Raw genomic sequence first — 11,719 nt, 5'->3', positions numbered from 1 at the left:
CGGGCCCGCCCCGTACGACGATCAGTCCTGCCCGTACCGCGGATCGACCGACTCGGGGGAGAGCCCGAGCAGTTCCGCGACCTGCTCCACGACCACCTCGTGGACCAGGAGCGCCCGGTCGTCACGGCTCTTCGAGCGGATCTCGACCGGGCGCCGGTAGACGACGACCCGCGCCGGCTCGTTCTTCTCGGCGGGCGCGGACCCGCCCAGCGGCACCGTCTCGCCCGACACCGCCGGCGGCACCTCCATCACCATGAACTCGACGTCCGCCAGCTGCGGCCAGCGCCGCTCCAGGCGCTCCACCGAGTCCAGGACCAGATCGCGGAAGGTGTCGGCCCGGCTCGCGGAGAGCGGCACCTGCGGCGGGGCGACGGGTCCGCGCATCCCGCGGCCGTGCCGGTCACGGCGGCGCACCCGAGGCTCCGCGGGGGGCTCCGTGGAGTGGTGCGAGGGGCTCGGCGGCACAGGACTGTCCATCACTGACGCAGCGTAACCCTCATCCGTCCCTCCGCACTCTGGCGCATCCTCGCCACCTCCCCCCGCGCTTCCGCCCCGCCGCCACACCCCACGTCGAAACCTGAACATTCCGGCCAATCGTCCGCTCGATCCGGCTGCCCCTCACGCTCGGCCATCTGGCCGTGGTCGACCCGATCCGTACCCCACCGTGCCCGGATCGACTCCCGCCCGCGCCCCCGCGCGCCCCCTCTCCCGCGGGTCGGCGGAGCGACTCGGGGAGGGCCGGTGGCGGAGGTCACACCGCGACACGGTGGAGTGACCTGAGGGAGAGTCGTCGCGGCCCGCTCAAGAGTGCGGTACCGTCCAACGTCGTGAGCCCTGTACGTCGCTGTTCGCGCACTGCGTGCGGCCGCCCTGCCGTCGCGACACTGACGTACGTCTATGCCGACTCGACTGCGGTCCTCGGCCCGCTCGCCACCTACGCCGAGCCCCACTGCTACGACCTGTGCGCAGAGCACAGCGAGCGCCTGACCGCCCCACGCGGGTGGGAGGTCGTGCGGCTCACCGACGGTTCCGCCCCGCCCCGCCCCAGTGGCGACGACCTCGAAGCCCTGGCCAACGCGGTCCGGGAGGCGGCCCGCCCCCAGGAACGCGCGGCCGAATCCGGCGGCAAGGGCGGCGGAGGCCGTGGCGGAGACCCCATGGAGGTCGGGCGCCGGGGTCACCTCAGAGTGCTCCGTTCCCCCGACAACTGACCGCAACAGGCCACCGTCCGCGCCCCCTTTCACCGCTCCGGGTAGTTTTGGCGTTCCGCAACACGCGCCGCATCGCGTGCCGAGAACTCAGGAGGGTGGATCCGTGACGACCGATCTGTCGCAGATCGTGAAGGCGTACGACGTCCGCGGAGTGGTCCCCGACCAGTGGGACGAGACGCTCGCCGAGCTCTTCGGGGCCGCCTTCGTACGGGTGACGGAGGCTGAAGCGATCGTCGTCGGCCACGACATGCGCCCCTCGTCGCCCGGCCTCTCGGACGCCTTCGCGCGCGGCGCCGCCCGCCTCGGCGCCGATGTCACCCTGATCGGCCTGTGCTCCACCGATCAGCTGTACTTCGCCTCCGGCAGCCTCGGCCTGCCCGGCGCGATGTTCACCGCCTCGCACAACCCGGCCCAGTACAACGGCATCAAGATGTGCCGCGCCGGTGCAGCCCCGGTCGGCCAGGACACCGGCCTGGCGCAGATCCGCGAGCTGGCGGAGGAGTGGTCGGGGACGGGCGCGCCGGAGGCCGCCGCGACCACGGGCACGATCACCCGGCAGGACACCCTGACGGACTACGCCTCCTACCTGCGGTCGCTGGTCGACCTGACGACGATCCGCCCGCTCAAGGTGGTCGTCGACGCGGGCAACGGCATGGGCGGCCACACCGTCCCCACCGTCTTCGAGGGCCTGCCGCTGGACGTCGTGCCGATGTACTTCGAGCTGGACGGCACCTTCCCGAACCACGAGGCCAACCCGCTCGACCCGAAGAACATCGTCGACCTCCAGGCCCGCGTCCGGGCCGAGGGTGCCGACCTCGGCCTCGCCTTCGACGGTGACGCCGACCGCTGCTTCGTCGTCGACGAGCGCGGCGAACCCGTCTCCCCGTCCGCGATCACCGCCCTCGTCGCGGCCCGCGAACTCGCGAAGACGCCCGGCGGAACGATCATCCACAACCTGATCACCTCCTGGTCGGTGCCCGAGGTCGTCCGCGAGCAGGGCGGCGAGCCCGTCCGCACCCGCGTCGGCCACTCCTTCATCAAGGAGGAGATGGCGAAGACCGGCGCGATCTTCGGCGGCGAGCACTCGGCGCACTACTACTTCAAGGACTTCTGGAACGCGGACACCGGCATGCTCGCCGCGCTCCACGTCCTCGCGGCCCTCGGCGGCCAGGACGGCACACTGTCCGACCTGGTCTCCGTCTACGACCGGTACGCCGCCTCCGGCGAGATCAACTCCACGGTCGCCGACCAGGCCGCCAGCGCGGCCAAGGTGCGCGCGGCCTACGAGGGCGGGGACATCACGCTCGACGACCTCGACGGCCTGACGGTGACGGCCGAGGACTGGTGGTTCAACCTCCGCGCCTCCAACACCGAGCCCCTCCTGCGCCTCAACGTCGAGGCCCGCGACGCCGCCACGATGGCCAAGATCCGCGACGAGGTCCTCGCCCTGGTCCGGTCGGCCGACTGACTCCGCCACCCGGCCGGGGAACGGGGCGCCCCCCGTTCCCCGGCGGTAGGCTGACCTGGCCCGTAGGGCAGTACCACCACCGTTTGTCCGAAGGGAAACCCCATGCCGCTCGAAGCCGGCCTCCTGGAGATCCTGGCCTGCCCCGCGTGCCACGCTCCGCTGAACGACCGCACGGCGGACGAGACTCCCGAACTCATCTGCACCGGCAAGGACTGCGGCCTCGCCTACCCGGTCCGGGACGACATCCCGGTCCTCCTGACCGACGAGGCCCGCCGCCCGGCGTAACGGCCCCGTGCTCGCCGTCCGCCGCCGACGGCGAGCACCCCCCACGGGAAGACCCGCACCTCTCTGTCCCCAGCAGCACGGGTGGTGCGGGTGGGAGCCACCAAGCCCGGCCGAAGGCCGGGCAACCACCCCGCACCCGCACCCGAACCACCCCACACCCGCCCCGCAGGGCCCGCACCCGCCCCGCAGGCCCCCGCGGGGCCCCGCGACGACGACGCGACCGGAGGCACCGCCCATGCTCGACGAGACCCTCCTCGACGCCCCGGACGACCTCGCCCTCGCCGACCGCCGCGGCCTCCTCCGAGGCGCCGCCGAGGCCGGGGCGAGGGTCCGGACGGCGGCCCGGCACGCCGCCGAGGCCGGCATCGCGGACCTCCGCCCGGAGGGCCGCCCCCGCGCCGTCCTCGTCGCGGGCCCCGGCACCGCCGCCGCCGGCGTCGCCGACCTGATCGGCGCCCTGGCCGGCGCCTCCGCCCCCGTCGTACGCCTCCAGCCGACCGGCGTCGCCCCCGCCGCCGGCGCCCTGCGATGGGCCCTGCCCGGCTGGGCCGGCTCGGTGGACCTCCTGCTCCTGCCGACGACGGACGGCTCCGAGCCGGGCCTCGCACTCCTCGCGGAGCAGGCGTACCGCCGGGGGATCACGGTCGTAGCCGTCGCCCCGAAAGCCTCACCGCTCGCCGAGACCGTCAACGGCTCCCACGGCCTGTTCGTGCCGATGGCCATCGCCCCGCACGAAGCCCCCGACGAGTACGCCGAGAACATCGCGGCCAGCCCCGGCGCCCTGTGGGCCCTGTTCACACCGCTCCTCATGCTCCTCGACCGGGTGGGCCTCCTCGAAGCACCGCCCGAGGCCCTGGAGAAGGTCGCGGACCGGCTGGACCGTACGGCCGAACGCTGCGGCCCCGCCATCGCCACGTACAGCAACCCGGCCAAGACGCTCGCCGCCGAGCTCGCGGACTCCCTCCCGCTGATCTGGACGGAGGGCGCCGCCGCCGGACCGGCCGGGCGCCGGTTCGCGGCGGTCCTCGCGGAACTCGCGGGGCTCCCCGCACTCGCCGCCGAGCTGCCGGAGGCCCTGCCCGCGCACGGTGTCCTGCTCGCGGGCGACTTCGCGGGCGGCGCCGATCCGGACGACTTCTTCCGCGACCGGGTGGACGAGCCGCAGGCACTCCGCGCACGGGTCGTACTGCTCAGGGACCGTCCGTCCGACGGCCTCACGGCCGCGCACGCCGCCCGCGAACTGGCGCTCGGTCACGAGACCGCCATCAGCGAGCTGGAGCCGGAGGAGGGCGGCGACCTGGAGACCCTGGCGGAGCTGCTGGCCGTGACCGACTTCGCCGCCGTCTACCTGTCGCTGGCCACCCCGGGACGCACGGCCACCGACTGACGGCGCCCGGCCCGACCGCCGGGCCGCCCGCCGGCCGAGGCAGGGGCCCGCGCCCCCCTCCGTACGCCACAGCCGACGGCCGCAGCCACAGCCGCGCCCGAGGTCACCACGCCGCACACCACCCCGGCCATCACCCCGCCCCCCACCCGTCACCCACCCGTCACCCGCCCCCTGTCACCTGTCTTCCGACACCCCTCACCATCCGTCACCACCCCGAGGAGCTGGCAGGCACCATGGACCGCCTCGTCAACACCGTCCGCCCCTACGCCTGGGGATCCACGACGGCCATCCCGGAGCTGCTCGGCATCGACCCGACCGGCGAGCCCCAGGCCGAGATGTGGATGGGCGCCCACCCCGGCGCCCCCTCCCGCACCGAGCGCGGCTCGCTGAACGAGCTGATCGACGCCGATCCCGTACGCGAGCTGGGGCAGCGCTCCCTCGACAAGTTCGGCCCGCGCCTCCCCTTCCTCCTGAAGGTGCTCGCCGCCGGCGCCCCGCTCTCCCTCCAGGCCCACCCGGACCTGGAGCAGGCACGGGCCGGGTACGCAGAGGAGGAGGCCGCCGGCATCCCGGTCGACGCCCCGCAGCGGATGTACAAGGACGCCAACCACAAGCCCGAGCTGATCTGCGCGCTCACCCCGTTCGAGGGCCTGTGCGGCTTCCGCGCCCCCGTCGAGGCCGCCGACGTCCTCGCCGCGCTGGGCGTCGACTCGCTCAAGCCGTACGTCGACCTGCTCCACGCCCACCCCGAAGAGGCCGCGCTCCGCGAGGTCCTGACGGCGTTGCTGACCGCCGACGCGGAGGAGATGGCGCACACCGTCGCGGAGGTGGCCGCCGCCGCCGACCGCCTCGGCGGCGCCCACACCCCGTACGCGACCCTCGCCCACCACTACCCGAGCGACCCCGGCGTCATCGCCGCCATGCTCCTCAACCCGGTCCGGCTCCAGCCCGGCGAGGCCCTCTACCTGGGCGCGGGCGTCCCGCACGCCTACCTCGACGGTCTCGGCGTCGAGATCATGGCCAACTCCGACAACGTGCTGCGCTGCGGGCTCACCCCCAAGCACGTCGACGTCCCCGAACTCCTGCGGGTGGTCCGCTTCGAGCCGACCGACCCGGGCATCCTGCGCCCCGAGGCCTCCCCGAGCGGCGAGGAGGTCTACGACACCCCGATCGACGAGTTCCGGCTGTCCCGGTTCGTCCGGGCCGAGGGCGCCGCCCCGACCGAACTGACCGCCGCCACCCCGCAGATCCTGCTCGCCGTCGCGGGCCGCCCGAAGGCGGGCGAGGTCACCCTGTCTCCCGGCGAGTCCGTGTTCGTCCCGGCGGGCGAGCGCACCGTACTCAGCGGGACGGGGACGGTCTTCCGCGCCACCGTCGTGGCCTGATGCGACAATGACCGGCCGAACCGCGGCGACACTGCCGGTGCATCGACGAAGGGACCACGTACACCCATGAGCGCGTCAGGCGGAACCAAGGCGATCGTGGCGGCACTCGCCGCCAACCTGGCGATCGCGGTAGCCAAGTTCGTGGCGTTCCTCTTCAGTGGTTCGTCGTCGATGCTCGCCGAGAGCGTCCACTCGCTCGCCGACTCCGGCAACCAGGGCCTGCTGCTGCTCGGCGGCAAGAAGGCCCAGCGCGAGGCGACCCCGCAGCACCCCTTCGGCTACGGCCGCGAGCGGTACATCTACGCCTTCCTCGTCTCCATCGTCCTCTTCTCCGTCGGCGGCATGTTCGCCGTCTACGAGGGCTACACGAAGATCAAGGAACCGCACGAGATCGAGGCCTGGTACTGGCCGGTCGGCGTCCTCGTCTTCGCGATCATCGCCGAGTCCTTCTCCTTCCGTACGGCCATCAAGGAGTCGAACCCGCTCCGCGGCGACCAGTCGTGGAAGGAGTTCGTCCGCCGCGCCAAGGCCCCCGAGCTGCCCGTCGTCCTCCTGGAGGACCTCGGTGCCCTCGTCGGTCTCGTCCTCGCGCTCGGCGGCGTCGGCCTCGCCCTGCTGACCGGCAACGGCGTCTGGGACGGCATCGGCACCCTCTGCATCGGCATCCTCCTCATCGTCATCGCGATCGTGCTGGCAGCCGAGACCAAGTCGCTGCTGCTGGGCGAGGCCGCCGGCATCGACGAGGTCAGGAAGATCGAGGCCGCGGTCGTCGACGGAGACACCGTCACTCGCCTCATTCACATGCGCACGCTCCACCTCGGCCCCGAGGAACTCCTCGTCGCCGCCAAGATCGCCGTCCGGCACGACGACTCGGCCACCGAGGTCGCGAACGCCATCAACGCCGCCGAGGACCGCATCCGCACCGCCGTCCCGATCGCCCGGGTCATCTACCTGGAGCCCGACATCTACAGCGAGAAGGCCGCCTCGGCCGGCGAGAACCCGGCCAAGGCCAGGACCGAGACCCTGGACAAGACCAATCCCGAGACCCCGGACGGCACCGCCCACTGACCCGTCCCGACGAGGCCCCCGCGACCCCACGGTCCCGGGGGCCTCGCTCGTGTGTACGGGGCCCCGGGAGCGCCCCGTCCATGGATGCGGACTGTGGCCCGCCGCATCGATCGGTGTAGATTCGTGACCAGCCAGACGTCGCTGCTGATGGCGGTCGGGCGGTCCTCACGGACCGGCCGAGGGAGAGAGGGCCTCCGACGACGGCACCGTGGAACATCCCGGGCATTCGTGTGCCCCGAGCCCTCCGTGGTGCCCCGGCGCCCACCGACCCTCGCCCCCGAACACACGAGGAGCAGCTCAGTCATGACGACTGCCACGCACCAGGACTTCAAGGTCGCGGACCTCTCCCTGGCCACCTTCGGCCGCAAGGAGATCACCCTCGCCGAGCACGAGATGCCCGGCCTGATGTCGATCCGCCGCGAGTACGCCGAGCAGCAGCCGCTCGCCGGCGCCCGCGTCACCGGCTCCCTGCACATGACCGTGCAGACGGCCGTCCTCATCGAGACCCTGGTCGCCCTCGGCGCCGAGGTCCGCTGGGCCTCCTGCAACATCTTCTCCACCCAGGACCACGCCGCCGCGGCGATCGCCGTCGGCCCGAACGGCACCCCGGAGAACCCGCAGGGCGTGCCGGTCTTCGCCTGGAAGGGCGAGACCCTGGAGGAGTACTGGTGGTGCACCGAGCAGGCCCTCACCTGGCCGAACTCGCCCACCGGCGGCCCGAACATGATCCTCGACGACGGTGGTGACGCCACCCTCCTCGTCCACAAGGGCGTCGAGTTCGAGAAGGCCGGCTCGGCCCCGGACCCGGCCACCGCGGACAGCGAGGAGTACGGCTACATCCTCCGTCTCCTCAACCGCACCCTCGGCGAGAACCCGCAGAAGTGGACCCAGCTGGCGTCCGAGATCCGCGGCGTCACCGAGGAGACCACCACCGGCGTCCACCGTCTGTACGAGATGCAGCAGGCCGGCTCCCTCCTCTTCCCGGCGATCAACGTGAACGACGCCGTGACGAAGTCGAAGTTCGACAACAAGTACGGCTGCCGCCACTCCCTCATCGACGGCATCAACCGCGCCACCGACGTCCTCATCGGCGGCAAGACGGCCGTGGTCTGCGGCTACGGCGACGTCGGCAAGGGCTGCGCCGAGTCCCTGCGCGGCCAGGGCGCCCGCGTGATCGTCACCGAGATCGACCCGATCTGCGCGCTCCAGGCGGCGATGGACGGTTACCAGGTCGCCACCCTCGACGACGTCGTCGAGACGGCCGACATCTTCATCACCACCACCGGCAACAAGGACATCATCATGGCCGGGGACATGGCCAAGATGAAGCACCAGGCGATCGTCGGCAACATCGGCCACTTCGACAACGAGATCGACATGGCCGGCCTGGCCAAGGTCCCGGGCATCGTCAAGGACGAGGTCAAGCCGCAGGTCCACACCTGGAAGTTCCCCGACGGCAAGGTCCTGATCGTCCTCTCCGAGGGCCGTCTGCTGAACCTGGGCAACGCCACCGGCCACCCCTCCTTCGTCATGTCGAACTCCTTCGCGGACCAGACCCTGGCCCAGATCGAGCTCTACACGAAGCCGGAGGAGTACCCGACCGACGTCTACGTCCTGCCCAAGCACCTGGACGAGAAGGTCGCCCGCCTCCACCTGGACTCGCTCGGCGTCAAGCTGACGACCCTCCGCCCGGAGCAGGCCGCCTACATCGGCGTCCAGGTCGAAGGCCCCTTCAAGCCGGACCACTACCGCTACTGATGCCCCGGCCGGCGGCGCCCGCGCGCTGACGCGACACCGCCCCGGACACCCGTAGAGGATTCAGGCAGGCCCCCCGCACCCCCGTGCCGGGGGGCCTGCCCCGTCCAGCCCCGCTACCTCTCCTGGAAGCGCCCCCTCCCGAGGACCGACCCATGCCCCGCGGCCGATATTCGCTCCATGACCCGCACGACCACACCCCCCTCGGTGAAGAGCACTTCCACTGCGCGCCCGGCCCTTCCGGCTGGCGCTACGTCTCACAGATCACCACCCCCTCGGGCGATCACAAGGGCTCCGTCGACCTGGCCGTCGACGAACTCGGCCGCCCCATCCGCCTCGAACTCCACGCCGCCGGCTGGCAGGTCCGCGGCGCGGCCCTCGACGGCGTCACCTGGGTCCGCACGGACCCCACCGGAACCCACGCCACCGAAGGCAATGTGCGCGCCCACGCCTTCACCGGCACGTCCCCGGCGTTCCTCGTCGCCCTCTCACGACTCCTGCGTCTCACCCCCGATTCCCCCGGGACCCGCGTCAGGCTCGTCACCCTCACGGATCCGGTGCTCGCCCCCCTCACGGTCGACCAGTCCTGGGCCCTGCTGAGAAGTGAAGCGCACGCCACTGACAACGGCCCCCTGATCGTGGACGAGTACCAGGTCAGCGCCCTGGACACGGGCGAGCGGCACACCGTCCACATCGCGGGCGACGTGGTCCTCGCAGCCCCCGGCATCGAACTCGAAGCCCTGGAGACCCCGCCCTCGGTCTTCCCCTGACGATCAGGCGGGCGGAGCGAAGCCGGTGGCGGACCCCCCGGCGACCGGGGGAGCGACGGCCGGAGGAAGAACGGCCGGAGGAACAACCTCCGAAGCAACGGCGGGAGGAGCGACGGCCGGGGGCAGCACCGCGGCAGAAGCGGCGGTCGCCACGGCCGCACCGCTGAACGCCCGCCGGGCCTCCCGCGCCTGCCGCTCGGCCATGACCCCCGCCACGTAGGCGTCGGCCGGAACCCCCGGCGGCGGAGGCGCACCGGTCAGCGTCACCATCTCGTCGGCCAGCCGCTCCGCGAGCCGCCGCCCCACGGCCGGATCCAGCTCGCGGGCCCGCGTGAGGTACTGCCGGATCTCCAGCCACATCCCCTCGGGGACCGCCGAGAGATCGAGCCCGGCGAACCGCCCCACCAGCCAAGGCGGTGGCGGAGGCACGAAAGCGTTCCGGGCCGCGGGTATCCGCTCACGCACGACGAGCGTCCCCGCGAAGACGTCCCCGAGCCTCCGCCCCCGCTCCGACACCAGAGAGGCGATACAGGCGACGACCCCGAAGGTCATCAGGATCTCCACGACCCCCATCGCCCCGCGCACGAGCGCGTGCCGGAACCGGATCGGCCCGCCGTCGTCGCGCACCACGCGCAGCCCGAGGGCCATCTTCCCCAGCGACCGCCCGTGCGACAGCGTCTCCACCGCGATCGGCGCCCCCACCAGCACCAGCAGGAAGGACACGACGGACACCGCCATGACCGCCGCCTCGTCGAGGGAGGCGGTGGCGACCGCGAGCCCGAGCGTGATCAGCACAAACGCGGCCCACACCACCACCAGGTCGATGAGCACCGCCAGCGCCCGGCTCGGCAGCCGCGCGGGCTGCAACCCCAGTACGACGGCGTCTCCCGTCACCAGCCCACTCACGGCGCCCACCCTTCTCCGGCCTTCCCGACCCCACCGAACGCCAGTCTGCCAAGCTGACCCGCAGCGCGCCGCAGTAGTACGGACCCGTCCGCAGCCGATGCCTGGAGCAGCAGCCGATCATGGACCTCGACGTCTACGTCACCGCCCACCGCGCCGAGTGGGAACGCCTCGACCAGCTCGTGCGCCGGGGCGGGAAGCTCACCGGAGCCGAGGCCGACGAACTCGTCGCCCTGTACCAGCGCACGGCCACGCACCTGTCGATCGTCCAGTCCAGCGCTCCGGACCCCGTGCTCACGGCCCGGCTCACCCAGCTCGTCGCCCGCGCCCGTGCCACCGTCACGGGCACCCGCCGGGCCTCCTGGCGCGATGCGGCCCGCTTCCTCACGGCGGGGTTCCCGGCCGCGGTCTACCGCTCCCGCCACTGGTGGATCCCCACCGCCGTCCTCTCCACCCTGCTCGCCGTCCTGATCGGCTGGTGGATCGGTACGCACCCGGAGGTCCAGGCGGCGATCGGCGCGCCCACCGACCTCCGCGAGATGACCCGCCCCGGTGGGCAGTACGAGACGTACTACTCCAGCCACCCGGCGGCGTCCTTCGCCGCCCAGGTCTGGACGAACAACGCCAGGGCCGCCGCCATGTGCCTGGTCCTGGGTGCCTTCCTGGGCATCCCGGTCCTCTGGATCCTCTTCATGAACATGTTGAACGTCGGCGTCGGCATCGGCCTGATGTCCTCGGCGGGGCGGCTCGATGTCTTCCTGGGCCTGATCCTCCCGCACGGCCTGCTCGAACTGACGGCCGTCTTCGTGGCCGCCGGTACGGGCCTCCGCCTCGGCTGGACCGTCGTCGAACCGGGCCCCACCACCCGTCGCGCCGCCCTCGCGGAACGCGGACGTGCCGCCGTCGGCATGGCGATCGGCCTGGCCCTGGTCCTCTTCGTCTCGGGCCTGATCGAAGGCTTCGTCACCCCGTCCGGCCTGCCCACCTGGGCCCGCATCACCCTCGGCATCGCCGCTGAGCTGGCCTTCCTCGGCTACGTGTACGTCCTCGGCGGTCGCGCTTCCCGCGCCGGCGACCAGGGCGACCTGGAGGAGCCCGACCGCAGCGCCGAGCGACCCACCGCCGCCTGATGTGCGTACGACCCTCCTGACCTGCTAGTGTCCTCCGGTGCCCACAAAAACCATTGACATGGTGGCCGTGGGGAGGTAGATTCAAACGGTTGCCTGGAACTGGACAGTTCGGCAGCGATCTAGTAGAATCTCACTCACTCCGGTCGGGAATTGAATTCCACGGAGTCATCCCGATTCCAATCCGAATCACGAAAACCGCCGATTAGGTCGGTCGAAATGATTCTGATAAAGTCGGAACCGCCGGAAGGGCCCGGAGCGAAAGCAAAAGGGACCGGAAAGCACCGAGGAAATCGGATCGGAAAGATCTGATAGAGTCGGAAACGAAGGAAGCGCCGGAGGAAAGCCCGAGAGGGTGAG

11 protein-coding genes are annotated in these 11,719 nt (G+C 72.0%); 9 read left to right on the top strand and 2 right to left on the bottom strand.

The features are described 5' to 3' along the window. Nucleotides 1–21 precede the first annotated feature (21 nt). The gene (locus tag ABT154_RS33115) at nt 22–477 is read right to left on the bottom strand and encodes a metallopeptidase family protein (protein WP_351862004.1); all 456 of its coding nucleotides are present in this window, start codon (nt 475–477) and stop codon (nt 22–24) included. Nucleotides 478–776: 299 nt separating this feature from the next. Here ABT154_RS33115 and ABT154_RS33110 point away from each other — a divergent pair, with 299 nt between their 5' ends. The 8 genes from ABT154_RS33110 to ABT154_RS33075 all read left to right on the top strand — a co-directional run bounded on the left by ABT154_RS33110 (nt 777) and on the right by ABT154_RS33075 (nt 9,329). Next, nucleotides 777–1,211, top strand: a complete 435-nt coding sequence (locus ABT154_RS33110; RefSeq protein ID WP_317877896.1) for a DUF3499 domain-containing protein — start codon at nt 777–779, stop codon at nt 1,209–1,211. Nucleotides 1,212–1,314: 103 nt separating this feature from the next. Continuing rightward, entirely contained in the window at nt 1,315–2,679 is a 1,365-nt protein-coding gene (locus tag ABT154_RS33105) for a phosphomannomutase/phosphoglucomutase (RefSeq protein WP_351861973.1), read from the top strand. A 102-nt stretch (nt 2,680–2,781) separates the two neighbouring features. Next, nucleotides 2,782–2,964 carry a Trm112 family protein gene (locus tag ABT154_RS33100; protein ID WP_317877894.1) on the top strand — a complete coding sequence of 61 codons (183 nt, stop codon included), beginning with the start codon at nt 2,782–2,784 and terminating at the stop codon, nt 2,962–2,964. 235 nt (nt 2,965–3,199) lie between these two features. Continuing rightward, on the top strand, nt 3,200–4,351 hold the full coding sequence (locus ABT154_RS33095) for an SIS domain-containing protein (RefSeq protein WP_351861971.1): 1,152 nt from the start codon (nt 3,200–3,202) through the stop codon (nt 4,349–4,351). 233 nt (nt 4,352–4,584) lie between these two features. Next, nucleotides 4,585–5,736, top strand: a complete 1,152-nt coding sequence (gene manA / locus ABT154_RS33090; protein WP_351861969.1) for a mannose-6-phosphate isomerase, class I — start codon at nt 4,585–4,587, stop codon at nt 5,734–5,736. Nucleotides 5,737–5,802: 66 nt separating this feature from the next. Continuing rightward, a complete protein-coding gene (locus ABT154_RS33085) occupies nt 5,803–6,804 on the top strand; it encodes a cation diffusion facilitator family transporter (RefSeq protein ID WP_351861967.1) in 1,002 nt (333 codons plus the stop codon). A 303-nt stretch (nt 6,805–7,107) separates the two neighbouring features. Continuing rightward, complete coding sequence (ahcY, locus tag ABT154_RS33080) at nt 7,108–8,562, top strand: adenosylhomocysteinase (protein WP_351861965.1); 1,455 nt, start codon at nt 7,108–7,110, stop codon at nt 8,560–8,562. A 152-nt stretch (nt 8,563–8,714) separates the two neighbouring features. Next, nucleotides 8,715–9,329, top strand: a complete 615-nt coding sequence (locus ABT154_RS33075; protein WP_351861964.1) for a hypothetical protein — start codon at nt 8,715–8,717, stop codon at nt 9,327–9,329. Between the two features lie 3 nt (nt 9,330–9,332). On the opposite strand, the gene ABT154_RS33070 is transcribed toward ABT154_RS33075, so the two are convergent. Then, nucleotides 9,333–10,235 carry an RDD family protein gene (locus tag ABT154_RS33070; protein WP_351861962.1) on the bottom strand — a complete coding sequence of 301 codons (903 nt, stop codon included), beginning with the start codon at nt 10,233–10,235 and terminating at the stop codon, nt 9,333–9,335. 119 nt (nt 10,236–10,354) lie between these two features. Here ABT154_RS33070 and ABT154_RS33065 point away from each other — a divergent pair, with 119 nt between their 5' ends. After that, nucleotides 10,355–11,362: a stage II sporulation protein M gene (locus ABT154_RS33065; protein ID WP_351861960.1), complete on the top strand. Its 1,008-nt coding sequence runs from the start codon at nt 10,355–10,357 to the stop codon at nt 11,360–11,362. Nucleotides 11,363–11,719: the final 357 nt, after the last annotated feature.

Source organism: Streptomyces sp. NPDC001728 (genome assembly GCF_040297565.1).
Classification (GTDB): Bacteria; Actinomycetota; Actinomycetes; order Streptomycetales; family Streptomycetaceae; genus Streptomyces.
Note: the sequence above shows the minus strand (reverse complement) of the source record. Positions and strands in the feature narration are given on the sequence as shown.

Excerpts from the sequence above, each read along its gene's own strand:
- ABT154_RS33085 (WP_351861967.1), top strand. The coding sequence starts at position 5,803 with ATGAGCGCGTCAGGCGGAACCAAGGCGATCGTGGCGGCACTCGCCGCC.
- ABT154_RS33065 (WP_351861960.1), top strand. The coding sequence starts at position 10,355 with ATGGACCTCGACGTCTACGTCACCGCCCACCGCGCCGAGTGGGAACGC.
- manA (WP_351861969.1), top strand. The coding sequence starts at position 4,585 with ATGGACCGCCTCGTCAACACCGTCCGCCCCTACGCCTGGGGATCCACG.
- ABT154_RS33100 (WP_317877894.1), top strand. The coding sequence starts at position 2,782 with ATGCCGCTCGAAGCCGGCCTCCTGGAGATCCTGGCCTGCCCCGCGTGC.
- ABT154_RS33095 (WP_351861971.1), top strand. The coding sequence starts at position 3,200 with ATGCTCGACGAGACCCTCCTCGACGCCCCGGACGACCTCGCCCTCGCC.
- ahcY (WP_351861965.1), top strand. The coding sequence starts at position 7,108 with ATGACGACTGCCACGCACCAGGACTTCAAGGTCGCGGACCTCTCCCTG.
- ABT154_RS33115 (WP_351862004.1), bottom strand. The coding sequence starts at position 477 with ATGGACAGTCCTGTGCCGCCGAGCCCCTCGCACCACTCCACGGAGCCC.
- ABT154_RS33075 (WP_351861964.1), top strand. The coding sequence starts at position 8,715 with ATGCCCCGCGGCCGATATTCGCTCCATGACCCGCACGACCACACCCCC.